Genomic DNA, 23,799 nt, shown 5'->3' with positions numbered 1-23,799 from the left:
CCTTCCGCGTACGCGTACGAGGAAGGGGGCGCCGTCACGTTCAAGGGCGTCGACCACCGGGAGCGAACCGCGCTTCACCCGACAGGAGAGAACGGCACCGTGAAGCACGCCGCCCGGTCCCCCGCGCCGCCCTGCTCGCGGTGCAGCACGACGGATCCGGCCCCGCCCGCACGGAACTCCCAGCCGTGGCGGGCGGTCGCCCCGCCCGAGCCGTCCGGTCCCGCGGTGAAGTCCAGCCAGACCTCGTTCTCCGGGTTGACGTAGGCCGGGTCCTCCGAGGGCTGAACCGGGTCCTCGCGGTGCTGATAGTGCCCGCCGGCCGCGGCCGGGTCGGCGCCACACGGCTTCCGGTGCACGTGGGCGCCGTACGCGTGACCCGGTTCCATGCCCTTCACCCGCACCGTGACCGCCATGTCGCCAGGACCGCCGCGCTGCTCGACCTCGATCGAGGACCCGGCGGGCACGAGCTTCTGGTCGTACGTGATCGCCGACGAGGGGATGAAGGCCGTGGGCGGCGCGAACCGCGCCCCGACCCGTTGCCGGTAACAAGGCGCCTCGTCCCCGCCGACCAGGCCGCCGCCCGCTGCGAACACCGCCGCCGCCACGGCCCCGGCGAGCATTCCTGCCACCATCGTCCCGCTCCTTCCGTACCGTCCGTTGACTCATCCGTTGACTCATCCGTTGAGTCACTCTGTTGAGTCACTCTGTTGGTACGGGACTTCGGCGCCGTGCGCCCCGTCGAAGAGGGCAGCCGGGTGAACGTGACGTAGCGAACATATGAGCCCCCCGCGGATCTCCGGGGATGAGCGCGGCGTACGCTGTACAGCTGTCACCAAGCCGCCCCTGCCGCTCCCCCGCGACGTCGCGGCAGTCACGTCGTCGGCCGGGGAGTTACGGGGAATTTCGGTGCTTGAGAGTCTGGGCTCACTGACCAGCAGCCCATGGATCTACGCGGTAGTGGCACTTTCCGTGCTCTTCGACATCGTCCTGCCCGTACTGCCGAGCGGCGTCCTCGTCATCACGGCCGCCACCGCGGCGACCGCGGCCGGCACGGCGGGCACGGGCGCGGGGAGCGTGGCGCGCGAGGTCCCCGACATCCTGCTCCTGCTGCTCTGCGCGGCCACCGCCTCGGTACTGGGCGACCTGGCCGTCTACCGCCTCGCCTGGCGCGGCGGCGAGCGCCTGGACCGCGCCATCGCCCGCTCGCGCCGCCTGACCACCGCGCAGGAACGACTCGGCACCGCGCTCGCCCGGGGCGGCGGCGCCCTGGTCGTCGTCGCACGCTTCGCGCCTGCGGGCCGCTCGATCGTCACGCTCGCGGCGGGCGCGGCACACCGCAAGGTGCGTGAGTTCCTGCCCTGGTCGGCGCTTGCGGGCGTGGCCTGGGCGGGCTACAGCGTCGCGCTCGGCTACTTCGGCGGGCAGTGGCTCGGCGCGACATGGCTGGCCACGGGCGTCTCACTGATCGCGCTGTTCGCGGCGGGCGCGGGGGCGGCGTTCCTGGTACGACGGCCACGCGCGGCGGCGACGAGCTAAGCGCCGCGCACGGTGGCGACGAGCTAAGCGCCGCGCACGGTGGCGACGGACTAGGCCGCCGGGGCTTCCTCGGCCGCCTGCTCGGCCGCCCGCGGTTTGCCCCCTCGCAGCTCGATCCCGGCGAGCAGCTCGGCGGTGGCTTCGGCGACCGCGTCCACTGCCCGGTCGAAGACCTCGCGGTTGTGCGCGGCCGGGGCACGGAACCCCGAGACCTTGCGCACGTACTGGAGCGCGGCGGCCCGGACCTCCTCCTCGGTGGCGTCTTCGGGGATGGCGGGCGGACGGAGCGTCTTGATGCTTCGGCACATACCTACAGCTTGCCGCGCGTGAGGCGTGGGCGTGAAGTGATCCCGCCCGCGAGATCCCACAAGACCCGGCGAGATCCCACGAGACCCCTCGCACTCGAAATTCGAACAGGAGTAGCATTACCGCGTGCCTGCAACCCCTGCATACGACTTCCCTGACGACCTCCTCGCGGGTCAGGAGGAACTGCACCAGGTCCGGGCCGAACTCCTGGCCCTGCTGAAGCGGCTCCCCTGGTCGGTCACGCCCCTCGACGGCTTCAGCGACGACCACGGCTGGCGCAAGGTGGAGCGCCCGGCCTCCCCCGGCTGGACCCCGGACGAACAAGCGGAAGTAGAAAAACTCCGCGCGCGGGAACGGGAGTTGGCGGTGTTCGTCACCTGCCACCGCTTCTGGGATCAGGTGACGGGACCGGACGCCGTGACGGCCCGCGCACGACTCAAACACGCCCACGAGAAAGCCATTGACACCGAGTGACAGCGGGCGTTGACTCAGCTACGCCGAGGAGGTGCTGGCATGAATGTTCTGCTGGTGGTCCTGCTTATTGCGCTGATCGGCCTGGGTTTCAGCCAGCCAATTCTGTGGCTGGCCGCCGCGGCGCTCGTCTTCTTCATGATCCAGCAATACGACCGCGGGGGCTCGGTCAAGAGCGGCGGGGGCGGCGCGGGCGGAAGCACTGGTGCCGGAGGCGGCGGTGGGGGTGGCGGTGGCGTCCCCAAGAGCTACCGCGACTACCGCATCCGGAAGGAACGTCTGGAGCGCTGGGACCGCAGGTACCGCAGGACACATCCCGATTCGGGGCACTGATCGGGGCGCTGGTCGGGGCACCGGTCGGGCGCCGACCGGGCAGCGACCGGGACGGTCTCCGTCGGGCGGCCACACCCGCCGGTACTACTAGTAATCATTCCGGGTGACAGGGCGCTTACCTGCGCAAACGCTGGGGATTGAGGTCATGCACAACGCCTCGACCAGTCCCGGGAGTTCACTCGTATGCGCTTCGGAACCGCCACAGTCACCGCCGCCCTCGCGGCCCTTCTGACTGCGGTCGCCCCTTCGGCCACCGCCGAACCCCACGCCACCCAGCCGCGCGCCGCGACGCCCCCCGGGCAGGTCTGCTTCTGGACCGAGCCCGGCATGATGGGCCAGGCCTGGTGCTACGGCCCGCCCGGCTACGCGGAGGCCGAGAACGGCACACAGCGCCACGCCTACTCCTTCGAGTCGCGCGCCAACGGCACTGTCTACGCCATCAGTTTCGGCTCCGGATCCAGCTGCTTGTACCGCGAGGTCCGCAAGGACGACTACGACGAGAACTGGACAGCCTGGGGCACGAAACTGGACGGCGTGAGCGATACAACCATGGGCTGCGAGCAGGGCTGACGTACGTAGATGCCCCACCGCCCATGGCCACTCCTGGCCGCGCTGCTCCTCGCACCCTCTCTCCTCTTCCTGAGCGCGTGCGCGAAGTCGCCCACAGTCCCCGCAACCGCCCCCGCCCCCGCACTCCCACCGGACGACGTCATCAGGTCGGCCCAACAACAGCTGACGGACGGCTGCTTGAAGAGACAGGGCCTGACGCCACCACGCCCGCGCCACGGCAACAGCAGCGGCAGCGGCAGCGGCAGCGGCAGCGCCGATAACGGACCGAGTCAGACCCAAGAGCGCACGGCAGCAGCCCTGTTCGGCACGGGCCGCACAGAGCTCTCCATCGAACTCCCCACCGGCTACACCGTGCGCGCCCACACGGACGGCTGCCTCGCCGCGGCACAACGCACGCTCTACGGCGACCAACGGCGCTGGTTCGAGGTCTCGACGATCGCCAACAACCTCAAGCCGGAAGCGGCGTACCGCCACCGCACGCTCGCGTCGGTCCGCGCCGAGCACCGGCAGGAACTGGCCGACTGGCGAACCCTGCGCGCCCGCGCCCTGCACCACGCCACGACCCGACTCACCGCTCATCAGCAGAGAGAGAAGCACCCATCATGATCAGCAGTCACAAGCCCACCGCCCTGCTCGCCGCCACGCTCCTGGCGATCGGCACCGCCGTGGCCTCGTCGGCAGCGGCCCAGGCCGCCTCGTGCCCGAGCGGCGAGTTCTGCGCCTGGACGGACGCGGGCTTCGGCGGCCAGCGGACGAACTGGTCGGGCGACGACCACGATTGGGAGGATCCCATCCAGGACCAGGACTCCTCCTGGGCCAACCACGGCATCTCCGGCCCCGGTATCAAGGACCACGTCCAGGTCTACGAGAACCCGGGCCTGGTCGGCTTCGGCACGGTCTGTCTCGGCCCCGGCCAGGAGATCGCCGGTCCCAGCGGCTGGGCCAACGACAGCGGCGACTCCCACACCTGGAAGATGGAGTGCTAGCTGCCGCCCCACCACGGTGCACCCCTGCCACGGCCGTCTCGGCCACGGGGTGCACCACTCTCTGACACACGGCCCTCCGGGCGGTCAGCTGGTCGGCGCCGCTCCCGTGGGAAGCCCCCCGAGCATCGAGACCGCCCCGAGCGCCGTGTCACCGACCACGGACGTGGCAGCCGTGGGGTTGTCCGCCGTCAGCTCGCCGGTCTTCTCGTCGACGTCGACCCCGCCGAGAGTTCCCTGCAGGTCCCGCGTCGTGTCCTGCGTCGTCTTCGTGACGGAATCGAGCAGCTGCGTCTCGCCGCCGACAGGCGGCTGCGGCGCGGCGAACGCGGGAGAAACGGCACCCAGGGCGAGTCCGACACCGACGACACCAGCGGCAGCCTTGGCGATCTTCACGAGGTGAATCCCTTCCGGCAGGGCCCGGCGGCAGCACGACGGTCGTACGCCCGAAGCATCCACAGGTCGGACACTCACACGGCCCTTGCCGGAATCCCCAACTCTTCCGTGATCCCCAAGGTTCTGGCCGACCACCCGATCGATTTCCGGAGGTCCCGCTCCTGCCGACGGTCCTCGCCGACGCCGGGTGGCCCGGCAGGAGCAATGTCCTGCCGGGCCACCCGGTCTCTTCCTGCTCTCCCCGCTCTCCCTACAGCTTGGAGTTCCGGTTGGCCGCGGCCCTGAGGCCGGCCACCGTGAACGCCACGACCAGCAGTGAGGCCAGCGTCGCGGCCACCGCCGACAGAGCCGGGATCGGGGCTGTCACCCCGTCGGGCCGCAGCACGTAGGAGAGCGTCGTGGAGGCGACCCGATCACCCACGAGGTGGCTGACGGTCAGCGCACCGGCCACCAAGGTGCTCGCCAATGCCACGATCGGCGACCCGCTCAGGCACAGTGCCGCGCCCGTCACAGCGCAGACGGCAACGACGCCGAGCGCGGCGGAGACACCGAGGGTGGGCGCGTCCGACCAGTTCAGCGGGAAATGGGCCGCCGCACAGAGCAGCAGAAGGATGCCTGCCGTGCGGCGCAGCCACGCCAGGAGTGTCTTGCCCTGTGCGTGCGTGGCCCCGGCGGCCGGGACCGTCGAGGGGTGGGCAGCCTCGGCGGGCGAAGCCATCGGCGCGGCTGGAGTTCCGGCCCCGACGCCGGTGGCGTCCTTGCTTTCCCCGCTGTCCGTGTGCTCCGTGTGCCCTTGGTGTTCCTGGTGTTCCTTCAGGCTGCCGATGAGCTGCATCAGATCCTCGACAGATCTGGTCGTACCTGCGGCGTGCACCGCCTCGGCGCCGCTGTGCGGGTCGTGCGGAGGGCGGGACAGCAGGTGAACGAGACGGCTGACCTCCGGAATAGGCCGTTCTTCGGCGGCGTGCCGAATGGCTTCATCCATGTGGTCGGCGGGGTGTTCCGGCGGGCCGAGCAGTTCCACCAGCTGGGTGACGTCGTCGACGGAGCGGGCCACTGCGGCCAGGCGGAGCACCGAGGCTGCGGTCGGCATGCCGTCAGGTGACTGCTCCAGGAGGGTGACGAGGTCGACGACGTCGTCCAAGGGCCTGGACACCACGGCGACGCGCAGGAGCTCTTCCACCGCGTCGGCGTCGAGGCCGGGCGTCGTCTCTTCCGAGGGTCCTTCGTCGGCGACGGGCGCGGCCCGTTCCGGGCGTACGTCGTCGACGACCTGACCGGTGTCGTAGGCGGCCTGGCCGATGTCGTAGGTGGCCTGGCCGGTGTCATGGGCGCCCGGGCCGGTGTCGTAGGCGGCCTGATCGGTGTCGTGGTCCTCTGTGTGCGGCCGCAGGGCAGGCTGATCGCGGGTCGGGGCGCCGAGCTGCACGGTCCCCCAGTGAACCGACGTAGAAACCAGCGGCTCGTCGGTCCCGGATATGTCCCCCGCGGCAGAGAATGACTCAGCGGCCATTTCGTTCTCCATTCCAGCGAGGCGTCCTCACCCCGCACGTGTGCGTACATCCCGTTCTATGCACGCTTCCTTCGCCCCGCCACTGGAGGAACTCGCCCGGCGGTGGGTCGGCAGGGCGGCCCCGGCGCCGAGCCGAGCAGCGCGAGCCGACCGGCAGGACGCCCTGCAAGACGCCCTGCCGCGATTCGACACCGGCTGTCAGCGGCTTCTCACGCCCACGGCTGGAATGGGCGCTTCCTCTGTTGCCGCTGATACTGCCGTCATGCACTTAGGTACCGCCCGTGTGGTGACGACTGGATACTGCAACTCAGCAACGGCATAGCGTGGTTACGGAGAGAGGGGGCTCGAGTCCATGCCTACCAACTCCGTGATCCTCGTCGTCGATGACCACAAGGACACCCTGTTCGCGCTGGAGAGCGCGCTGGCCCCTCTCGGGTACCCGATGGTGAGCGCGACCAACGGCGACGACGCCCTCAGGATGGTCCTGCGCGGGAACGTCGGGCTCATCCTGCTCGACGTGCGCATGCCGGGCGTGAGCGGTCTCGACGTCGTGCGCTATGTACGCCGACTGGACCAGACACGGTCCATCCCCATCATCTTGCTGACCGGATTCGACGTGAGCCGCGACATAGCCTCTACGGCCTTCCTGCTCGGCGTGGCCGATGTCGCCCTCAAGCCCATCGACCCGCTGACCCTGCGCACGAAGGTCCGCTACCTCTTCGACACCCATCAGCAGATGAAATCCATGCAGCTGGAGATCGAGGAACTCCGGGCCCAGCTGAAGGACGGGACCATCGGAACGACGGGCAACAGTCACTCCGCATCACAGTGCGCTCCCGGCCCTCAGATCGAGACGTGAACGCCCCCTCGTGTGCGCATCAATCACCATGAGCGTGCGTGAGCGACGAGCCCACCGGCCGCGTAGACGGACCGGCGGCGCCCGTGGAGAGCAGCGTCGGCCGCAGACCCCGGCCCGACGCCGCGCTCCCGTTCGTCACCGACGCGTGGTGTCCGTCGTCTCACGGCTGCCACTCTTGGCCAACCCGCGGCTGACCAGGTAGCCGATCGTCAACAGAGTGACGTACAGCCATGCCTGGTCGGCAGGAAATCGGTCCACCCCGTCAGAGCCGTCACCGACCGCCAGGGAAGCGATCAGGACCGCTATCACCGACGCGACGTAGGCGAACATCTCCGAGGTCTTGAACGAGGGTTTCGTCTCGGACTGAGTCTGACGTGCTGCATATGTGTCCCGGGCCTGGCCGGCTTCCGCATCCGGATACCGGGGGGACGAAGCTGCGGTCATCTTGTCTCTGCCTCCTGAATGGGGGGTGCCTCACGACTTGCAGGCAGGCGCCGCGTACCCGAGGCACCGACACCGGAACGCTCTGCCGCATATGCGCGCTCGCCGCCCCCCGCTCATCAGCCAGGCACCCAAGAGACCGCAGAGCAGCATGCGCCGCGGAGCACCGCACCAGGTGGCCAGGGTCGTCGCGGGGTATCCGTGGGGTCTGTCGTCACCGCGGACTCCGGCCGGAACAACACGCTCCCAAGGACCGCCGATCTGCCGCTCTGTCCGCCCACTGGCACCCGTCGGCCGCCCCGTGGCCTCGCGCATGACGACGGCCCCTCAACCGATCAAGGTCGAGGGGCCGTTCACCGCATCTAGCTGCGGCTTACCACTGTGGGCGCGGACGGTTTCGAACCGCCGACATCTGCCTTGTAAGGGCAGCGCTCTACCACTGAGCTACGCGCCCGGGATATTGCGACAGCCTACCCTGCCTGTGGCCCCGCCCCGCAAACCCGTACGGGTGACCACGGGGTGGGGTTAACCCCACCCCTGATCCGGGAGCGGGCCGGATCGGCGGGGGGCGGGGGCCACTCGTACGATCTTGGAGCGACCGGGGAAGCAGAAGTCGCAGTCATGGCGTGGACTGACCGCCACAGCCGCTCAGGGGGAAATCTTCATGACCGTCCGTTCCGTTCACCGTCGTGGCAAGGGCCGCACCTCCAGCACTCGCGACACGCGCCGCCCCCGCGGCCTCCGCGTGCTCGGCGCCGCGAGTGGCGTCGTCGCCGTCGCCCTCCTCGCCGGAGCCTGTGGGGCCAGTGCCGATGACGATTCGGATCCGGAGCGGCGGACCTTCGCGCTGGCGGGGAAGACCCTGACCGTCGACTCCGACGATTCGGCCCTTGAGTTCGTCACCGGGGGCTCCGACGACAGCAAGGTCGAGGTGACCCGGTGGTTCGACGGCTCCACCGTGCTCGGCGGGAGCCCCAAGGTGACCTGGGTCATGGACGGGGATCGGCTGACCCTGCGCATGAAGTGCTCCGGCGTCTTCACCGACTGCTCGGCCAAGCACCGCATCGAGGTGCCTCGTGGGGTGGCCCTGAAGGTGGAGAACAACAATGGGCACGTGAACGCCAAGGGGTTCCGGGAGCCGCTCTCCATCCGCACCAAGGACGGTTCCGTCACCGTCAAGGACCCCACCGGGCCGCTGACGCTGGACAGCGACAACGGAGCGGTCGATGCGACCGGCGTCCGCTCGGCACGCGTCCGTGCCACCTCCAAGGACGGTTCCCTGCGGCTCGGGCTTGCGTCCGTGCCCGACCGTGTCGAGGCGCGCAGCGCGAACGGCTCCCTCACCATCGAGGTACCGAGGAAGAAGGGCGGCCGCGACGTCTCGTACGACGTGGCGACCAAGACCGACAACGGGGCCGTGGATGTTTCCGTTCCCCGTGACAGTGGTAGTCCGCACCTGGTGTCCGCCCGTAGCGAAGACGGCAAAGTCACGGTGCGCAGCGCGAACTAACCGGCCCGTGTGTTCGTCATTAACCGGTGGGAGAATGTGACACCGGGCAAGGCGGATGACAGCACGGGAGAGGGATAGTGACGGCGACACCTTCGCAGCCGTACACGCCGGTTACGTCCAGCGGTTCAGTGGCGCTGGAGCCGGATGAGGATGTACGTCGCTGCGGGAGCGTGCGGCCATCTCCCCGCACCCCTCTCCGCGATGCCGTGGCGCTCGCCCTCCTGCCCCTCCCCCTCCTTGCCCTCGCCCTCCCCGCCGCCTTCGCCGGCGGCGGCACCCGGCGGTGGTTCGGCGGGCGCGGGGAGAGCATGCGGGCCGATGCGCAGGCCGCCAAGGACGCGGCGGCCGCTGCCTTCTACGAGTTGGACACTGCCCAGCGCGATCTGCGGATCTCCATCGAGACGATCGTCGCCGTCGACTCCACGCCCGCCGCGCAGCGGGCGGTCTCCGACTTCGATGCGATCGGGCGGCGGATCGACGAGGCCAGCCGGCAGTACATCAGCGCGGTGGACGCGCACGACCTCGACCGCGACGACCTGGAGGCCTCCGTCGCCGCCCGCGCCCGCACCGAGCTCACCCAGGCCAAGGGCGAGCTGGACAAGGCCAAGCAGGACCTGGACCGGTTCCAGCAGGGGCTCGGCCCGCTGCTCGACAAGGCGGAGACACAGCTCGCCCGGCTCGCCCCTGCCGTCGAGCGCGCCCGGCAGACCCTCCTGGCCGCCAGCAACGCCCTCGATGCCGTACGAGAGGCCGGGCTCAAGGCCGACGATCTCGCCGCACGCCTCGCCGCCCTCGGCCCGGAGCTGACCAAGCTCAATCAAGGGGCCGGCCAGCACGGCGTGCCGGAAACGCTGCAGCGCGCCGACCGCGTCCTTCGGGACGCCGAAGGCGTGCGGGCCGAGGCCGAGCAACTGCCGGAGCGGGCCGCCGAGATAGACCGCCGTCTGGTCTCTCTGCGGACCCGCGCGCAGGCCCTGACCACCCGCAGCGGCCAGGTAGAACCGGTCCTCAGCGAGCTGCGGCGGCGTTTCACGGCCGCCTGCTGGCAGGACCTGCAGCGCGTGCCGGACGAGGCCGCGGAGAACGTACGGCAGGCCGAGGCCAAGCTGAAGGAGGCCCGGCAGGCGCGCGAAGAGCAGCGCTGGCCGGATGCCACCGCCCGGCTCTCCACGGTCCGCGCCCTGCTGAACTCGACGGACGAGGCGGTGTCGGCCGCCGGCGACCGGCTGCACCGGCTCAACGCGGTGGCGAAGGATCCCCAGCAGGAGATCGAGCGCACCCGCTTCGCGATCCGCGACGCCCAGCGCCTGGCCATGGCGGGGCGCCAGACCCCTGAGCAGCGGCACGCCCGTCCGCTCGACGAGTCCGTCGCCCGTCTGGACCGCGCTGTGGCCTCCCTGGAGGGCCGGCACCCGGATTACTGGCACTTCCTGACCGAGACCGAAGCCGTGCGGCAGACGGTGGCGCGGGTGGTCGGCCAGATCCGGGAGGAGCGGGGGCAGGGGGCCTAGGGGCCCAGGGGCGGCTGGTTCCGGCGCCTCTGCTGGCGGTCAGCGGCCTGCGGGCGGATCCTGGAGTTACGTACGCCGACGTCTCCGTACGCGGGCGTCTGCGGCAACAACGTACAGAAGCGGCCTCCGCGCATACCCAAGGGAGGCGGACATGGCCACGCATGTACTTCAGACAGGGCCGAAGCGGCCCAGGCGGCACGTCACGCTGAACGAGCACCTGCCCGTCGACCACCGCCTCAGCACGATCTACCGCGTCGGCGCGGGCCTCATGGGGCTCGTCCTGCTCGCGTTCGGCATCCTCGGCCTGATCGACAAGATCGGTTTCTTCGACACCGGGGGCGACACCGTCGGCGGTCTGAACACGAACGGCGCGCTCAGCGTCCTCTCGATCTGCGTCGGGCTGCTCCTGTTCGTCGGCATGGTGATCGGCGGCAACTTCGCCTCGACGCTCAACATGGTCCTGGGCTGTGCCTTCATCCTCAGCGGCTTCGTCAACCTCGCCCTGCTCGACACCGGCCTCAACTTCCTCGCCTTCCGCATGCCGAACGTCCTGTTCAGCTTCGTGGTGGGCATCCTGCTGATGATCTTCGGGATGTACGGGAGGGTCGGCTCGGCCCTGCCGCACGACAACCCGTACTGGAGGGCGCGCCACACCGGGCAGTGAGCACCCGAGCGCCGACCACCCCGAGCGCTGACCACCCCGAGCACCCTGAGCAGGCACGCCGAACGCCCTGTGGCAGCCTTGGGGCATGTCGGACCTCAGCACTGCCTTCAGTAAAGACCTGCGGACCCGGCGCCTGGTCGCCATCGTGCGCGGCACCGACGCGGAGGCCTCCTTCCGGACGGTCATGGCGCTCGTCGAGTCCGGTGTGCCGCTCGTCGAGGTGTCCCTCAGCGGCGCCGACACACTGGGCGTCCTGCGCCGGGCGCGCGCCGAACTGGGCGACGCGGCCTGGCTGGGCGCGGGCACCGTCCTCACCGCGGACGACGCGCGACGCGCCGCCGACGCGGGGGCCAACATCATCGTGACGCCGGGTCTCGGGGCCGGCGTGGATGAGGCCGTACGGCGTGAACTGCCCGTCGCCGCCGGGGTCCTGACCCCCACCGACGTGATCGCTGCGAGCACGTCGGGCGCGACCGCGCTGAAGATCTTCCCCGCGTCGGCGATGGGCGGGCCTTCGTACCTCAAGGCACTGCGGGCCCCCTTCCCCGACCTGCCCTTCGTACCGGTGGGCGGCGTGGACGCGGCAGCCGCCGAGCAGTATCTGGCGCTCGGCGCGGTCGCCGTGGGCGTCGGCTCCCCACTCATCGGGGACGCGGCGGACGGCGGCGACCTGGACGCGCTGCGCAAGCGCGCGGCTCAGTTCGTGGCGGTCGCGGGGGCGGGCCGATGAGCGCCACCACCGCACCTGTTCAGGGAGCCACCACGGCACCTGTTCAGGGGGCCGACAGCGTCCTCACCCTCGGCGAGACCATGGTCGCCCTGCGCGGCAGCGGGCCGCTCAAGCTGGGCGGTTCGATGGACGTGTCCATCGCGGGCGCCGAGTCGAACGTGGCCATCGGCCTCGCCCGTCTCGGCCACCCGACGCGGTGGGCGGGCGCGGTCGGCGATGACGAGGCGGGCGAGCTCGTACTGCGCACGCTGCGCGCCGAGGGAGTCGACGTCAGCGGCGCGACCCGCGATCCGGGCGCGCCCACGGGCCTGATCCTCTTCGAACCGCGGCTGCCCGAAGTGACCCGCGTGCACTACTACCGCGCGGGCTCCGCCGGTTCACGCCTCACGGCGTCCGCGGTCGAGCGCGCCTTCACCGCTCCCGGCGCGCCCCGCGTCCTGCACCTCACCGGCATCACCCCGGCCCTCGGCCCGTCCGCCCTGGCCGCGTGCCGCCGCGCCATCGAACTGGCCCGGGAGCACGGCACGACGGTCTGCCTCGACGTCAACTTCCGCTCCCGTCTGTGGAGCGACGAGGAGTCCGCAGCGGTCATGCGTTCCTGGATTCCGTACGTCGATGTCCTCATCGCGTCGGACGACGAACTGCCGCTGTGCGTACCGGACATGACGGCCGCCGGTAAGCCGTCCGCCCTGGCCGAAGCGCTCCGCGCGCAGGGCGTCCGTGAGGTCGTGGTCAAGCTCGGTGCCGACGGGGCCACCGCGTACACCGCCGACGGCGAACTGCACGCTCCGGCGCGCCCGGTGCGGGCGGTGGACGCCGTGGGCGCGGGGGACGCGTTCGTCGCCGGGTATCTGTCGGCGCTGCTCGACGGAGCCGACGTGGCGGGGCGCCTGGACCGGGCCGTGACGACCGGGGCCTTCGCCGTGGCGTCGCACGGGGACTGGGAAGGGGCGCCCACGCGCGCCGAGCTCGGGCTCCTTGGAGCGGGGCCCGGGACCGTGATGCGCTAGCGCCTCTCCTGATGCCGGGCGGTCAGCCGCAGCAGCCCCCGCCACAGCAGCCGCCTCCGCCGCCTCCACCGCCACGCGGGGCAGGGGCGGACGCCGAGGCCGAGCCCCCGACGGCGACCGTCGACAGCAGCTTCACCGTGTCCTCGTGCCCGGCGGGGCAGGCCGCGGGGGCGGCGGACTCGGCCATCGGACGGCTCAGCTCAAAGGTGTCGCCACAGGAACGGCAGCGGTACTCGTATCGGGGCATGGGCCAAGGCTAGCGGCAGCGGACCGGCCGGCGGTCAGACGCCCGCCGAACCATGGCGGAGGAAGCCCCGCAGGATCTCCTCCCCCGCCGCGACGCCCCGCTCAGGCAGCACCGTGAGCCCCGGCGCCGTCCAGCCCGTGTCGGCCAGCTCGCCGTGCCCAGGGCGCCACGAGCGGTCGGCGGCGAGCAGCAGATCGGCGTCGAGCAGCGAGTCACCGGCGGCGAGAATCTCCTGCGCGTCGATACGGCGGGCCACCTCGCGCACCGCCGCGCTCTTGGTCAGCGGCTTCGGCACGGCGTAGATCTTGCGGCCCTGCAGCGAGACGGCCCAACCACGGCCCTGCGCCCACACGGCGAGCTCCTTGACCCACTCCTCCGGCAGCAGGGACCGCTCGACGACCAGATAGGCGAAGAGATCCTCGGCCACCCGCTCCTTCAGGAGCCAGGCCGGGTCGGCGGTGCGCACCATGTGCGCGCGGACCTCGTCGAGCGAGGCGCACTCGGCGGCGAGGCGACGGCCGACGCCGGCCCGCCACTCGGGGTCGGAAACACCGTCGACCAGCAGGTGCCCGCCGTTGGCGCAGATCGCGAACTTCGGTGCGGGGCCCGGCAGATGGATGCGGCCGTACTGCTCGCGCGTACGCGTGGTCGTCGGCACGAAGACCGTGCCGCGGCCCACCTCGTCGAGGAGCCCGGCGGCGGTCTCGGTGACGTACGAAAGGGGCTTGCTCTCGTACACCTCGACGCAGAGCAGGCGCGGCGCTTCGGCGTCGGGCATGGTCAGGCCGAGGGCGGCGGCGGAGTAGATGAGGGTGCGGTCGAGGTCGCTGGCGACCAGCACGGTGCGAGGCGCGTCCACAGAGGTACTCACTTGGAGGCCACCGCCTTGCCGTCCGTGCCGGTGGCTCCGCGCGTGAACTTCGGGTGGATCAACCCCACGCACGTGTACGGGAGTTCGCCGACCTCCTCGACCGGTACGCCTCGCTGTTCGGCGAGGAGTCGTACGTGATCGAGGTCGGCCCCCGCTCCCGCACGCGCCAGGATCTTCCAGGGAACGCGGCGGAGGAGGACGCGCGTCGTCTCGCCGACGCCCGGCTTGACCAGGTTCACGTCGTGGATGCCGTACTCCTCGCTGATCCGCTCGACGGCGGCCCAGCCCTCCCAGGTCGGGGCCCTGTCCGCCGAGAGCAGCTCCTTGACCTGGGCGTCGACGGCGTCGGTCACCTCGTCGAAGTGGGCCGCGACGGCGTCGATGAAGTCGAGGGAGACATCGCCGTCGGCGAGCTCGCGGTAGAACTTCGCGCCGTGGAAGTCGTCGGGTCCGACCAGGTCCGCACGGAGGACGGTGCGCGATATCAGGCCGGAGACCGTCGAGTTGAGGCAGGCGGAGGGGATGAGGAAGTCCTCGCGGGTGCCGTAGGTGCGGACGCAGGAGCCGGGGTCGGCGAGCACGGCGATCTCCGGGTTGAAACCGGCGGTCCCGCCTGCCTCCTCGAACTCCCTTACTGCGTCGGCGAGTTCGCGCGTGATCGCCCCCTTGCCCGTCCAGCCGTCGACGAAGACGACGTCGGCCGGGTCGTGGTGGGCGGCGAGCCACCGCAGCGCGTTGGCGTCGATGCCGCGGCCGCGCACGATCGACACGGCGTAGTGCGGCAGGTCCAGACCGTGCCGGTCCTTTGCCCAGCGCCGCATCAGTACGCCGACGGGTGTGCCCGCGCGGGCCAGCGAGACGAGGACGGGGCGAGGGGACCGCTCGGCGAGCACGGTATCGGTGACGGTGCCGACGGCCTGCGCGATGCGTGCGGCGGAGGTGCCGAGCGCGGCACGGAACAGCTCCTGGTACTGCGGGCTCGGCTGGTACTCGACCGGCAGCGACTCGGCGTAGTGCGCGCCACCGCTCTGTATCGCCTCCTCGCGCTCCTCGGTGGGCGCCTCGAGCCGTACGTCCGAGAGGTCCTGGAGCAGCCAGCCGACGTCTTGTGGCGCGTACGAGGAGAAGGCGGGGCCGCGAAGGGGCTCGGGCAGCATGGAGGGCCTTTCGGGGACGTACTCAGGGACGCACTCAGGGACGTACGAGGGCACGACGGCGAGCAGCACCTGTGGGGTGTGCGCGGCGAGCTGCGCCAACAGGCCGTCGGGAGCGTGGAGTTCGGGGCGGTCGCCCACGGAGTCGACCACGATGACGATCGCGTCGAAGTCACCGCCCGCGACGTTGTACGCGTACCTCTCGCCGGGTCCGTCGGCGGGGGCGTCGTGCGCGGGGAAGACCAGGCGGCTGCGGATGGCGTAGCCGGGGTCGTTCACGGCGAGGACGGGCGAGCGCGTGGTGGTGGAGTACCGCACCTCCGCGGCGCGTGCATCGCCCGCATCCCCCGGGGGCAGCCGTTCCTCCAGTGCCACACCGAGAGCCAGCGGCGCGTACATCAGCTCCTCGAAGCCGAGGACGAGGACCCGGCGCGGGAGCGTGCCGGGGGCCTCCGCGTCCGGCGCAAGGGCCTCGGCGACGCGCCCCGCCATCTCCGGCAGCGCGGCGTCCAGGGCTGCCCGGTGCCCGGGCGTGAATCCGTGGCGCCCGCCGTCCGGCACTCCCGCGGGCCAGCCGAGGTCGACCCGGGTGACCGAGCCGCCCTCCCGGCGCGGGGCGGGGAGGGCCGCCGCAGCGGCCTCGTACTCCTCTACCAGCGCCCGCCCCTTCTCAAGGACCCCGTCGGGCAGGCTCACCGTGCCGGACGCCATCGTGATCAGGTCGACCCGTGCGCCGATCTCCCGGGCGAAGTCGGCCAGGCGGCCCTGGTCCTGCGGGGAGCGCATGTCGACGAGCGCCACGATGACGTACCGCTCGCGCGGGAAGAGCTGATGCAGCGCGCGGATGGTGTTGAGGACCGTGTTCCCGGTGGAGAACTCGTCGTCGACGAGGACCAGCGGACCGTCCCTCGTGAGCAGCCGGGGGTCCTCGGGGAGCAGCAGATGCGACGTCGCGTGCGAGTGGGACTCCTCGAAGCCGCCCGCACTGCGCACCCCGTCGACCGGGCGGCGCGTGGAGTGGAGGTAGGGCGCGAGGGCGAGGCCGTCCGCGACGCAGTGGCCGAGCCCTGTCGCCGTCTCCGCGTACCCGAGGACGACCGCGCGCCGGGCCTCGGCGTCACCCAGGAGCGCGCGCACCCGGACACCCAGGTCGCGCCCGGCCGCGTACACGACCGAAGGGCGCTGCGGCACGTGCTTGCCCAGGACGTTCGACACCAGGAGGTGCGCCCGCTTGGGGTTGCGGCGCAGGGCGAGGCCGAGCAGGCCGCTCAGCCCCGCGTCCCCGGCCAACTCCACACCGAGCCGCTCGGCGACCCACGTCCCTGACCACACCACGTCGTCGTTCACAGTCCTCGCACAGTCCTTACGTTCCTTCGCCGTCAGCCGGAGAGCCCGGCGGTGAGCAGCTCCACGAAGCCGATGTCCTCGCGTGCGACGCCGAAGACCTCGGCGCGCCTGAGAGTCCGCTCGGCCCACGCGCGGTGCGGCTTCACTTCGTTCATCTTGTTCGTGTACGTCGAGCGCATGACCCCGCCGCCGCCCCGCTCCGGGCGCAGGATGTCCTCGGCGTCGCTGAACTCCTCGTGGCTGACGACCGACAGCGCGTGCACGGGCAGCACGTGCGAGGGGTGGATGCAGGTCTTGCCGAGCAGGCCGTTGGCCCGGTCGAGCTCGATCTCGCGCAGCAGCCCGTCGATGTCGTGCTCGATGAGCGCCTGCCGCAGTTCCTCGGCCCGGCCCTCCAGGAAGGGGCTCCGGCGCAGCTGCGGCTTGAACATCCTCTCCTGGACGCGGAAGTACTCCCACACCGGCCCGGTGACGGTGAAGCCCGTGCCGTCGGCCCTGCCGAGGTGATTGACCACGTCGGCGATGACCGAGGCCACGATGTGGACGTCGTACGCGGTCATGTGCGGCGGCCTGCGCAGTCCGTACGCCGAGCAGAAGTCGGTGACGCCGAGCCGCAGGGCGAGCACCCGCTCGCGGTACTTGTCGACGGTGCGGGCGATCCCGGCGAGGGTCTCGGCGCGGCTTTCCAGGTGCAGCAGCTCGGGCGATTCGAGGACGGGCATCGCGAAGAGCCTTCGGCCGCTGGTGGCCTCCGCCACGGCGAGCGACTCCAGGAAGGCGACGCCACGCTCCTCGGTGAACTTGGGCAGCACGAATCCGGACAGCAGCCGGATGCTGGGTCCAAGCCGGTTCGCCAGGTCGGCTATCTGCTCGGGCTCCCTGACCCGGATGAACAGCAGCGGCGGCTCCGCGCCGTTCCGCTCCGCCAGGTCGGCGAACTGCCTGACCAGGTTCTCCTCGGCGCCGATGACCTCGGTGTCGTCGATCGAGTCCTCAAGGCAGAGCACCATCGAGATCACGCCACGACCGGCCTGCTTCGCGATGTCGTCGGCGAGGCGGGGGCGCGTGGCAGGGCTGTAGAGCGTGGCCCCGAGGGCTACAGCCAGCAGACTCGGGGAGGAGTCCGCGGTGAAGGAGCACGGCTCCCGATGGAAGAGACGCTGTCGCACCTCTGGGGCTATATGCCCGAAATGACGCATGATTTCCCCTGTACTCGTCGGCGCGACCGACGTGATGTGGCCGGTAATAGTACGTAGGGACGGGTGTCAAGGGTTCCCCATGGGCATGAAATTCAGGTAACCCGGCCATGTCAGACACACAGGCCACACACCGTCACCCCCGCGTTGTCCCGTACAGGACCGGGAAGGCAGGATGACCGCATGACGCACGCGATGTTGAAGGGGTCGAACGTCCCGCTCGAAGCCACGGCCGTCCGCGCCGTGCTGCGCTGGACCCCCGGGCAGGGCGTTCCGGACGTCGACGCGTCGGCTCTGCTGCTCGGCGCCGACGGCCGCGTGCGCTCCGACGAGGACTTCGTCTTCTACAACCAGCCGCGCCATCCGTCGGGCAAAGTCTGGCGGCTCGGCAAGAAGCGGGTCGCCCAGGGCCTCTCCGAGGGCCTGACCGACACGGTCCAGACGGATCTGGCAGGCCTGGATCCCGCGGTGGGCCGAGTCCTGCTCGTCGCCTCCGCCGAGAACATCGCCTTCGAGCACGTACGCGGGCTGCGCATCCTGCTGTACGACGCCACAGCGGGCGAGACCGAACCGCTCGCGTATTTCGACATCACCCCGCAGACGGGCGCCGAGACCGCCCTCATCTGCGGCGAGCTCTACCGCCGCGGTGACGTGTGGAAGTTCCGCGCTCTGGGCGAGGGATATCTGAACGGCCTGGAGGGTCTCGCCGGCGACTTCGGCATCTCCGTGGACGAATCGGAGGCGGTGACGGACCCGACGCCCGAGGCCTCGCTTCCGCAGCCGTATCCGCAGCAGGCTCAGCCGCTGCCCGCAGCGGCCACCACTCAGGCTCAGGCTCCGGCACCGCAGCCCTTCCCCGCTCCGGCCCCGCAGCCCGCGTACGGCTACCCTCCCGAGCCCCCGCGCCACCAGCCTGCCCCGCAGCCTTCCTACGGCTATCCACAGCACGCGCCCGCCCATGCGGCGCCGGTTCCGCAGCCCTCGTACGGCTATCCGCAGCCTGTGGCGCCCATGCCGGACCCGAACTTCCGGCTGCCGCCCCAGGGCCCGCAGTTCCTGGCGCGCTGAGCTAGCGGAAGCCGGGCCCGGGGCCGGGTCTCCCCGCCCCCGGGCTTCCACTGAGAACCAGACGAACACCGAACCTGAACCGACGCCCTCACGAGGGGCTGCTAAGCCCCTCCCACCTGCGACTTGTAGCCGCGGCCCCACTGCAGTCCCCAGCCGTACAGCCGGTCGAGCTCGGCCTGGAAGCCGTACACGAACTTCACCTCGCGGCGCACGATCAGCTCGTCCTTGACGTTCTCGAGTGTGAATATCGCGCAGGAGCGGGCCTGCGGATGGCGCTCGTCCAGGTCGATCTCGACCCGTGGCCCGTTGCTGGGATAGAGCGTCACCTTGGCGTGCGTGCGGTCGAAGGCCGGTGTCTGGTCGTAGATGTAGGCGAAGAACAGCAGCCGCTTGATCGACTCGCGGTGGTCGAGGTTCACATAGATCGTCTCGCCGGACGGCGAACCGAACCGGTCGTCGCCGCTGAGCTTCACGAACGGCGGGGCGTTCAGGTCCCCGAAGAAGCTGCCGAGCGGCTGTACGACACCCTTGGCGCCGTCCATCGTCTCGTACAGGCAGCCGAGGTCGAGGTCCACGTTGACCACGCCCTGGGTGTGCGCCTGGACCACGTCCGGCTGGAACATCCTGAAAGGGTGTCGCAGCAGGCCACCGCCCTCACGCTTGCCGATGATGTCGGACGTTCGCATCTGCCAGTGCAGGTTGACCCGGAGGTTGCCGGTGGCCGCGCCCTGCTTGTTGAGCGAGACCGTCGGGTGCCGCTTGGTGAGTTCGATGGAGTTCGTCGCGGCGCTGCCCGACTCGAAGTCCATAGAGCGCCCACGGAATAAACCGTCCCAGAAGGACATCGCCGCCCCCAAAAATTGCCGGAGCCCCATGGGCTCGTCACGAATGCCACGGGGCGGCCAGGAGGACTCGTCCTCGATGGCCGCCCCGTTCAGAAGCGTTCCTCACTCATCCCCGGGTCACACGCCGGGAACGAGTCAGACCCGAACTCACACGCCGGACGAGACCTCAGCCTTCTCGTCCGAACCTGAGCCCTTTCCCTCCGCGGCTGCCAGCGCACGGTTGCGGCGCACGGAGGAGAAGAAGGACCAGGCGATCAGGAGGACACCGACGGAGCCGGTGATGACCTCGTGGATCTCGTACTGGATCGTGACGAGCAGGATCACGGCGAGGGCGCCGATCGCGTAGTGCGCGCCGTGCTCCAGGTAGACGTAGTCGTCGAGGGTGCCCTGGCGGACCAGGTAGACGGTGAGCGAACGGACGTACATCGCGCCGATGCCCAGGCCGAGCGCCATCAGGACGATGTCGTTCGTGATCGCGAAGGCGCCGATCACGCCGTCGAAGGAGAACGACGCGTCCAGGACCTCGAGGTAGAGGAACATGAAGAACGCGGCCTTGCCGGCCATGACGACGGCAGGAACCTTCTTGCCGCTCTTCTTGGCCTCTTCCTCCTGCTCGTGCTCGCGCTCCTCCTCTTCCTCGAGCTTGTTCTCGAAGAATCCGGAGAGACCGCCCACCACGAGATACGTGATGAGTCCCGCGATGCCGGAGATGAGCACCGTCTGTGCCTTGTCCACATGCGCGCCACCGTGCTGGTGGGCGTGGGTGGCGAAGGTCATCGAGGAGACCAGGAGCACGACGAGCGCGATGCAGACCGACAGCATGTCGACCTTGCCGAGCTTGGCCAGCGGGCGCTCCAGCCAGCCGAGCCACTTGATGTCACGGTCCTCGAAAATAAAGTCGAGGAAGATCATCAACAGGAACATGCCACCGAACGCGGCGATCGACGGGTGAGCGTCGGTCACCAGCTGCTGGTACTTGTCCTTGTCGTTGAGAGCCAGCCGCACGGCCTCGATCGGACCGATCTTGGCGCTCATGGCCACGATCGCGACGGGGAAGACGAGCCGCATGCCGAAGACGGCGATCAGCACACCGATGGTGAGGAAGATTTTCTGCCAGAAGGCACTCATCTTCTTCAGGATCCCGGCGTTGACCACCGCGTTGTCGAAAGACAGCGAGATCTCGAGGATGGAGAGGATCGCCACGATCCCGAAACCTGTCCACCCCCCGTAGAGCACCGCCGCGACCAGGCCGATCGCGGTAACCGCGAACGACCAGCCGAAGGTTTTCAGAAGCACTGGCTACCCAATCGTGTGTGTACGGGCTCCCGTTTAGCGGTCTCCCCCGCGCCGGTCCCCGGCTTTACGAAACATTGACCCCGAAGTCTAGAGCGATGCCTCGCAGTCCTGACGCGTACCCCTGCCCAACGGCACGGAACTTCCACTCTCCGCCATAACGGTAGACCTCGCCAAAGATCATCGCAGTCTCCGTGGAGGCGTCCTCGGAGAGGTCGTAGCGTGCGAGCTCCTGGTGATCGGCTTGGTTGACCACACGGATGAAGGCGTTACTGACCTGTCCGAAGGTCTGGCCACGATTGTCCGCCTCATGGATCGAGACAGGGAAGACGATCTTGTCGCAGTTGGCGGGAACCTTGGAGAGGTCGATCAGGAGCGACTCGTCGTCCCCGTCACCCTCACCCGTGAGGTTGTCGCCAGTGTGTTCGACAGAGCCGTCCGGGCTCTTGAGGTTGTTGTAGAAGACGAACCACTCGTCGCCGATGACCCGGCCCGAGTTGCACATCAGCGCACTGGCGTCGAGGTCGAAGGGGGCTCCGGTCGTGGAGCGCGCGTCCCAGCCGAGGCCGATCAGGACCTGTGTGAGGTTCGGTGCGGCCTTGGAGAGGGAGACATTGCCTCCCTTGGCGAGCGTGACGCCCATGATGTGGTCCTCCCCGTGGTTCGAGAGCAAGAGTTCCCCGGACTCCCCTGTCGGGAGCAAGAGTTTTGAGCACGTCCGGCGCCGCACTCGTGGTGTGCGGCGCCGGACGACAAGGCGGAGGGTGCTACTCGGCTCAGACGTTGACGCCGAAGTCCTGCGCGATGCCGCGCAGGCCCGAGGCGTACCCCTGGCCGACTGCGCGGAACTTCCACTCCGCTCCGTTGCGGTACAGCTCGCCGAAGACCATCGCCGTCTCCGTCGAGGCGTCCTCGGAGAGGTCGTACCGCGCGATCTCCGCGCCGCCCGCTTGGTTCACGACGCGGATGAACGCGTTGCGGACCTGGCCGAACGACTGCTGGCGGGTCTCGGCGTCATAGATCGAGACCGGGAAGACGATCTTGTCCACGTCGGCCGGAACGGCCGCCAGGTCGACCTTGATCGCCTCGTCGTCGCCCTCGCCCTCACCGGTGGTGTTGTCACCGGTGTGCTCGACGGATCCGTCCGGGCTCTTCAGGTTGTTGAAGAACACGAAGTTGCCGTCGCTGCTGACCTTGCCCTCGGCATTCGTCAGGATGGCGCTGGCGTCGAGGTCGAAGTCCGTACCGGTGGTGGTACGGACGTCCCAGCCCAGGCCGACCAGAACCGCGGTCAGGCCGGGGGCCTCCTTGCTCAGCGATACGTTGCCGCCCTTGCTGAGGCTGACTCCCACAAATCCTCCCAAATTGATGTCCAGGGGCGGGGAGCCCCAGTCATGCTTTGCCGGTCGTGCTCTACCAGTCGTGCTTGCCATCAGATCAACGAGTGGATCCTAGTGACCGGTTCCCGGCCGCCACAGGCTCTGCACCTGAAGAATCACAGGGTGTCACCCCTGAGGAATCACAGGGTGTCAAGCGCCTTGACGTACTCGTTGAGGTCACGGGCGTCCGGCAGGCCGTTGACGACAGTCCAGCGCACCACGCCCTCCTTGTCGATGATGAACGTGCCGCGCACGGCGCAGCCCTTCTCCTCATCGAAGACCCCATAGGCGCGCGACGCCTCACCGTGCGGCCAGAAATCGGAGAGCAGGGGGTACTCAAGACCCTCCTGTTCGGCGAAGACGCGCAGGGTGTGGATGGAGTCGTTCGAGACCGCGAGCAGCTGGGTGTCGTCGTTGACGAACTTCGGCAGTTCATCGCGCAGGGCGCACAGCTCGCCCGTGCACACACCGGTGAAAGCGAACGGGTAGAAGAGCAGGACCACGTTCTTCTCGCCGCGAAAATCCGACAGCTTCACGGTCCGGCCGTGGTTGTCCTTCAGCTCGAAGTCCGGGGCCTTGGTGTCGGTCGCGATTCCAGCGAGCGCCATGAGCTAAGCATCCCTTCGATGGGGCTGTTCGGGTGATGACCACCCTACGCAACGGGCGTTTCGTCCGATCACCCCCCATGGCGGGCACTTCACTCGGCCCACGCGCATGCGTGAGCCCCCACCGGCATGTGTCGGTGGGGGCTCACGGCGATTGGCTCAGTCGACTTCCTGCTGCCTGAGCGGCAGCTTCACCGCTTCTTGGCTGCCGCCTTCGGCGTGACCAGACGGCTGCCCGTCCAGTCCTTGCCCGCGTTGATGGTCCTGGTCTGCGCAAGGCCTGCGGTCTGGGCTGCCTCGTTGATGTCGCTCGGCTCGACGTACCCGTCGCGGCCGGTCTTGGGCGTCATCAGCCAGAGGTCGCCGCCCTCTTCGATCAGCTGGGTGGCGTCTACCAGCGCATCCGTCAGGTCGCCGTCGTCCTCGCGGAACCACAGCACCACGGCGTCAGCAGTGTCGTCGTAGTCCTCATCGACGAGCTCGCTGCCGATCACCCCTTCAATGGCCTCGCGGAGCTCCTGATCGACATCGTCGTCGTAGCCGATCTCCTGGACCACCTGCTCGGGCTGGAAACCCAGCCTCGCGGCAGGGTTGGTCCGCTCCTCCGCGTGGTCCGCGGTCGCGCTCACGGCTTGCCTCCTGATCATGTTTTCGGGAATGCCTTCATCCACGCGCGTGCGCGGGACATTGGCGGTAGTCCACACGGGCGGACCGGATCGCGCAAGTACCCGGCCGTCAAGACCGCTGAAACGGTGACGTTCCCGGCCGTGTCGCCGCAACTCAAGGCCCACCTGCCAGATGCTTCTCCGCTCGCACTTCGCTCGTACGACGCCGATCGGAACTGGGGTCCGAACGGCCTTACGAACCGGCTAGGCGGGATGGGCGTATCGTTGCGATTTGGTCGAGCCTACCCCAGGGCCGCCGGGCGGACGCCTCGGTTACCTCTCAGTAGAGATGACGA

The 23,799-nt window shown here is 69.7% G+C and carries 28 protein-coding genes and 1 tRNA gene; 13 read left to right on the top strand and 16 right to left on the bottom strand.

Annotated elements, in window-relative coordinates:
- Positions 1-74: 74 nt before the first annotated feature.
- Complete coding sequence (locus ACFQ7F_RS19220; protein WP_383271834.1) at positions 75-632, bottom strand: superoxide dismutase family protein; 558 nt, start codon at positions 630-632, stop codon at positions 75-77.
- Positions 633-906: 274 nt separating this feature from the next.
- On the opposite strand from ACFQ7F_RS19220, the gene ACFQ7F_RS19215 reads away from it, so the two are divergent.
- Positions 907-1,536 (top strand): DedA family protein, encoded by a 630-nt coding sequence (locus ACFQ7F_RS19215; protein ID WP_383271832.1) that lies wholly within the window; start codon positions 907-909, stop codon positions 1,534-1,536.
- A 50-nt stretch (positions 1,537-1,586) separates the two neighbouring features.
- Here ACFQ7F_RS19215 and ACFQ7F_RS19210 read toward each other — a convergent pair whose 3' ends face one another.
- The gene (locus ACFQ7F_RS19210) at positions 1,587-1,844 is read right to left on the bottom strand and encodes a DUF2277 domain-containing protein (RefSeq protein WP_383271830.1); all 258 of its coding nucleotides are present in this window, start codon (positions 1,842-1,844) and stop codon (positions 1,587-1,589) included.
- Positions 1,845-1,968: 124 nt separating this feature from the next.
- On the opposite strand from ACFQ7F_RS19210, the gene ACFQ7F_RS19205 reads away from it, so the two are divergent.
- The 5 genes from ACFQ7F_RS19205 to ACFQ7F_RS19185 all read left to right on the top strand — a co-directional run bounded on the left by ACFQ7F_RS19205 (position 1,969) and on the right by ACFQ7F_RS19185 (position 4,202).
- Positions 1,969-2,316, top strand: coding sequence for a hypothetical protein (locus ACFQ7F_RS19205; RefSeq protein WP_383271828.1), 348 nt, complete (start codon positions 1,969-1,971; stop codon positions 2,314-2,316).
- A 39-nt stretch (positions 2,317-2,355) separates the two neighbouring features.
- The gene (locus ACFQ7F_RS19200; protein WP_383271826.1) at positions 2,356-2,646 is read left to right on the top strand and encodes a hypothetical protein; all 291 of its coding nucleotides are present in this window, start codon (positions 2,356-2,358) and stop codon (positions 2,644-2,646) included.
- Between the two features lie 183 nt (positions 2,647-2,829).
- On the top strand, positions 2,830-3,216 hold the full coding sequence (locus tag ACFQ7F_RS19195; RefSeq protein WP_383271824.1) for a hypothetical protein: 387 nt from the start codon (positions 2,830-2,832) through the stop codon (positions 3,214-3,216).
- A 9-nt stretch (positions 3,217-3,225) separates the two neighbouring features.
- Positions 3,226-3,822, top strand: coding sequence for a hypothetical protein (locus ACFQ7F_RS19190; RefSeq protein WP_383271822.1), 597 nt, complete (start codon positions 3,226-3,228; stop codon positions 3,820-3,822).
- A complete protein-coding gene (locus tag ACFQ7F_RS19185) occupies positions 3,819-4,202 on the top strand; it encodes a peptidase inhibitor family I36 protein (RefSeq protein ID WP_383271820.1) in 384 nt (127 codons plus the stop codon). The genes ACFQ7F_RS19190 and ACFQ7F_RS19185 overlap by 4 nt, the downstream gene beginning before the upstream one ends.
- Before the next feature lie 84 nt (positions 4,203-4,286).
- On the opposite strand, the gene ACFQ7F_RS19180 is transcribed toward ACFQ7F_RS19185, so the two are convergent.
- Together ACFQ7F_RS19180 and ACFQ7F_RS19175 are read right to left on the bottom strand one after the other, a co-directional pair.
- Positions 4,287-4,595 (bottom strand): hypothetical protein, encoded by a 309-nt coding sequence (locus ACFQ7F_RS19180; RefSeq protein WP_383271818.1) that lies wholly within the window; start codon positions 4,593-4,595, stop codon positions 4,287-4,289.
- Positions 4,596-4,845: 250 nt separating this feature from the next.
- Entirely contained in the window at positions 4,846-6,108 is a 1,263-nt protein-coding gene (locus ACFQ7F_RS19175) for a hypothetical protein (protein ID WP_383271816.1), read from the bottom strand.
- 352 nt (positions 6,109-6,460) lie between these two features.
- Between ACFQ7F_RS19175 and ACFQ7F_RS19170 the strand changes: the two genes are divergently transcribed.
- Positions 6,461-6,967 (top strand): two-component system response regulator, encoded by a 507-nt coding sequence (locus ACFQ7F_RS19170; protein ID WP_383271814.1) that lies wholly within the window; start codon positions 6,461-6,463, stop codon positions 6,965-6,967.
- 135 nt (positions 6,968-7,102) lie between these two features.
- Here the strand turns inward: ACFQ7F_RS19170 and ACFQ7F_RS19165 are convergent, their stop codons facing one another.
- Together ACFQ7F_RS19165 and ACFQ7F_RS19160 are read right to left on the bottom strand one after the other, a co-directional pair.
- Positions 7,103-7,411: a hypothetical protein gene (locus ACFQ7F_RS19165; protein WP_383271812.1), complete on the bottom strand. Its 309-nt coding sequence runs from the start codon at positions 7,409-7,411 to the stop codon at positions 7,103-7,105.
- A gap of 379 nt (positions 7,412-7,790) precedes the next feature.
- A tRNA-Val gene (locus ACFQ7F_RS19160) sits at positions 7,791-7,862 on the bottom strand.
- Between the two features lie 210 nt (positions 7,863-8,072).
- On the opposite strand from ACFQ7F_RS19160, the gene ACFQ7F_RS19155 reads away from it, so the two are divergent.
- From ACFQ7F_RS19155 to ACFQ7F_RS19135, 5 genes are all read left to right on the top strand, one after another.
- Positions 8,073-8,918 carry a DUF4097 family beta strand repeat-containing protein gene (locus ACFQ7F_RS19155; protein WP_383271810.1) on the top strand — a complete coding sequence of 282 codons (846 nt, stop codon included), beginning with the start codon at positions 8,073-8,075 and terminating at the stop codon, positions 8,916-8,918.
- 77 nt (positions 8,919-8,995) lie between these two features.
- Positions 8,996-10,429, top strand: coding sequence for a hypothetical protein (locus tag ACFQ7F_RS19150; RefSeq protein WP_383271808.1), 1,434 nt, complete (start codon positions 8,996-8,998; stop codon positions 10,427-10,429).
- Between the two features lie 151 nt (positions 10,430-10,580).
- Positions 10,581-11,093 (top strand): DUF4383 domain-containing protein, encoded by a 513-nt coding sequence (locus ACFQ7F_RS19145; RefSeq protein ID WP_383271806.1) that lies wholly within the window; start codon positions 10,581-10,583, stop codon positions 11,091-11,093.
- An 85-nt stretch (positions 11,094-11,178) separates the two neighbouring features.
- Positions 11,179-11,823 carry a bifunctional 4-hydroxy-2-oxoglutarate aldolase/2-dehydro-3-deoxy-phosphogluconate aldolase gene (locus tag ACFQ7F_RS19140; protein ID WP_383271804.1) on the top strand — a complete coding sequence of 215 codons (645 nt, stop codon included), beginning with the start codon at positions 11,179-11,181 and terminating at the stop codon, positions 11,821-11,823.
- Positions 11,820-12,833, top strand: a complete 1,014-nt coding sequence (locus ACFQ7F_RS19135) for a sugar kinase (protein WP_383271802.1) — start codon at positions 11,820-11,822, stop codon at positions 12,831-12,833. Before ACFQ7F_RS19140 ends, ACFQ7F_RS19135 begins: the two co-directional genes overlap by 4 nt.
- A gap of 22 nt (positions 12,834-12,855) precedes the next feature.
- Here ACFQ7F_RS19135 and ACFQ7F_RS19130 read toward each other — a convergent pair whose 3' ends face one another.
- Genes ACFQ7F_RS19130 through ACFQ7F_RS19115 form a run of 4 tightly spaced genes read right to left on the bottom strand, consistent with a single transcriptional unit; the run spans position 12,856 to position 17,651 of the window.
- Positions 12,856-13,080, bottom strand: coding sequence for a zinc ribbon domain-containing protein (locus tag ACFQ7F_RS19130; protein ID WP_383271800.1), 225 nt, complete (start codon positions 13,078-13,080; stop codon positions 12,856-12,858).
- A 34-nt stretch (positions 13,081-13,114) separates the two neighbouring features.
- Entirely contained in the window at positions 13,115-13,951 is an 837-nt protein-coding gene (locus ACFQ7F_RS19125) for an HAD family hydrolase (protein WP_383271798.1), read from the bottom strand.
- Positions 13,948-16,452: a phosphoribosyltransferase gene (locus ACFQ7F_RS19120; protein WP_383271796.1), complete on the bottom strand. Its 2,505-nt coding sequence runs from the start codon at positions 16,450-16,452 to the stop codon at positions 13,948-13,950. Before ACFQ7F_RS19120 ends, ACFQ7F_RS19125 begins: the two co-directional genes overlap by 4 nt.
- Before the next feature lie 32 nt (positions 16,453-16,484).
- Complete coding sequence (locus ACFQ7F_RS19115) at positions 16,485-17,651, bottom strand: HpcH/HpaI aldolase/citrate lyase family protein (protein ID WP_383271794.1); 1,167 nt, start codon at positions 17,649-17,651, stop codon at positions 16,485-16,487.
- Between the two features lie 180 nt (positions 17,652-17,831).
- On the opposite strand from ACFQ7F_RS19115, the gene ACFQ7F_RS19110 reads away from it, so the two are divergent.
- Positions 17,832-18,716: a TerD family protein gene (locus ACFQ7F_RS19110; RefSeq protein WP_383271792.1), complete on the top strand. Its 885-nt coding sequence runs from the start codon at positions 17,832-17,834 to the stop codon at positions 18,714-18,716.
- 101 nt (positions 18,717-18,817) lie between these two features.
- On the opposite strand, the gene ACFQ7F_RS19105 is transcribed toward ACFQ7F_RS19110, so the two are convergent.
- The 6 genes from ACFQ7F_RS19105 to ACFQ7F_RS19080 form a co-directional block, all read right to left on the bottom strand.
- The gene (locus ACFQ7F_RS19105) at positions 18,818-19,561 is read right to left on the bottom strand and encodes a Tellurium resistance (protein WP_383271790.1); all 744 of its coding nucleotides are present in this window, start codon (positions 19,559-19,561) and stop codon (positions 18,818-18,820) included.
- 147 nt (positions 19,562-19,708) lie between these two features.
- Positions 19,709-20,857, bottom strand: coding sequence for a DUF475 domain-containing protein (locus ACFQ7F_RS19100; protein WP_383271788.1), 1,149 nt, complete (start codon positions 20,855-20,857; stop codon positions 19,709-19,711).
- Positions 20,858-20,921: 64 nt separating this feature from the next.
- Positions 20,922-21,497 carry a TerD family protein gene (locus tag ACFQ7F_RS19095; protein ID WP_190081128.1) on the bottom strand — a complete coding sequence of 192 codons (576 nt, stop codon included), beginning with the start codon at positions 21,495-21,497 and terminating at the stop codon, positions 20,922-20,924.
- A gap of 133 nt (positions 21,498-21,630) precedes the next feature.
- The gene (locus tag ACFQ7F_RS19090; RefSeq protein WP_361827689.1) at positions 21,631-22,206 is read right to left on the bottom strand and encodes a TerD family protein; all 576 of its coding nucleotides are present in this window, start codon (positions 22,204-22,206) and stop codon (positions 21,631-21,633) included.
- A 167-nt stretch (positions 22,207-22,373) separates the two neighbouring features.
- Positions 22,374-22,841 carry a peroxiredoxin gene (locus ACFQ7F_RS19085; RefSeq protein WP_383271786.1) on the bottom strand — a complete coding sequence of 156 codons (468 nt, stop codon included), beginning with the start codon at positions 22,839-22,841 and terminating at the stop codon, positions 22,374-22,376.
- Positions 22,842-23,029: 188 nt separating this feature from the next.
- A complete protein-coding gene (locus tag ACFQ7F_RS19080) occupies positions 23,030-23,467 on the bottom strand; it encodes a DUF3052 domain-containing protein (RefSeq protein ID WP_383271784.1) in 438 nt (145 codons plus the stop codon).
- Positions 23,468-23,799: the final 332 nt, after the last annotated feature.

The sequence above is a fragment of the Streptomyces sp. NPDC056486 genome (assembly GCF_042795295.1).
GTDB lineage: Bacteria > Actinomycetota > Actinomycetes > Streptomycetales > Streptomycetaceae > Streptomyces.
This window is presented reverse-complemented; position numbering and strand designations above follow the sequence as displayed.

Excerpts from the sequence above, each read along its gene's own strand:
- ACFQ7F_RS19145 (WP_383271806.1), top strand. The coding sequence starts at position 10,581 with ATGGCCACGCATGTACTTCAGACAGGGCCGAAGCGGCCCAGGCGGCAC.
- ACFQ7F_RS19085 (WP_383271786.1), bottom strand. The coding sequence starts at position 22,841 with ATGGCGCTCGCTGGAATCGCGACCGACACCAAGGCCCCGGACTTCGAG.
- ACFQ7F_RS19115 (WP_383271794.1), bottom strand. The coding sequence starts at position 17,651 with ATGCGTCATTTCGGGCATATAGCCCCAGAGGTGCGACAGCGTCTCTTC.
- ACFQ7F_RS19220 (WP_383271834.1), bottom strand. The coding sequence starts at position 632 with ATGGTGGCAGGAATGCTCGCCGGGGCCGTGGCGGCGGCGGTGTTCGCA.
- ACFQ7F_RS19210 (WP_383271830.1), bottom strand. The coding sequence starts at position 1,844 with ATGTGCCGAAGCATCAAGACGCTCCGTCCGCCCGCCATCCCCGAAGAC.
- ACFQ7F_RS19175 (WP_383271816.1), bottom strand. The coding sequence starts at position 6,108 with ATGGCCGCTGAGTCATTCTCTGCCGCGGGGGACATATCCGGGACCGAC.
- ACFQ7F_RS19105 (WP_383271790.1), bottom strand. The coding sequence starts at position 19,561 with ATGTCCTTCTGGGACGGTTTATTCCGTGGGCGCTCTATGGACTTCGAG.
- ACFQ7F_RS19130 (WP_383271800.1), bottom strand. The coding sequence starts at position 13,080 with ATGCCCCGATACGAGTACCGCTGCCGTTCCTGTGGCGACACCTTTGAG.
- ACFQ7F_RS19095 (WP_190081128.1), bottom strand. The coding sequence starts at position 21,497 with ATGGGCGTCACGCTCGCCAAGGGAGGCAATGTCTCCCTCTCCAAGGCC.
- ACFQ7F_RS19170 (WP_383271814.1), top strand. The coding sequence starts at position 6,461 with ATGCCTACCAACTCCGTGATCCTCGTCGTCGATGACCACAAGGACACC.
- ACFQ7F_RS19135 (WP_383271802.1), top strand. The coding sequence starts at position 11,820 with ATGAGCGCCACCACCGCACCTGTTCAGGGAGCCACCACGGCACCTGTT.
- ACFQ7F_RS19165 (WP_383271812.1), bottom strand. The coding sequence starts at position 7,411 with ATGACCGCAGCTTCGTCCCCCCGGTATCCGGATGCGGAAGCCGGCCAG.
- ACFQ7F_RS19200 (WP_383271826.1), top strand. The coding sequence starts at position 2,356 with ATGAATGTTCTGCTGGTGGTCCTGCTTATTGCGCTGATCGGCCTGGGT.
- ACFQ7F_RS19190 (WP_383271822.1), top strand. The coding sequence starts at position 3,226 with ATGCCCCACCGCCCATGGCCACTCCTGGCCGCGCTGCTCCTCGCACCC.
- ACFQ7F_RS19110 (WP_383271792.1), top strand. The coding sequence starts at position 17,832 with ATGACGCACGCGATGTTGAAGGGGTCGAACGTCCCGCTCGAAGCCACG.
- ACFQ7F_RS19140 (WP_383271804.1), top strand. The coding sequence starts at position 11,179 with ATGTCGGACCTCAGCACTGCCTTCAGTAAAGACCTGCGGACCCGGCGC.
- ACFQ7F_RS19155 (WP_383271810.1), top strand. The coding sequence starts at position 8,073 with ATGACCGTCCGTTCCGTTCACCGTCGTGGCAAGGGCCGCACCTCCAGC.
- ACFQ7F_RS19195 (WP_383271824.1), top strand. The coding sequence starts at position 2,830 with ATGCGCTTCGGAACCGCCACAGTCACCGCCGCCCTCGCGGCCCTTCTG.
- ACFQ7F_RS19185 (WP_383271820.1), top strand. The coding sequence starts at position 3,819 with ATGATCAGCAGTCACAAGCCCACCGCCCTGCTCGCCGCCACGCTCCTG.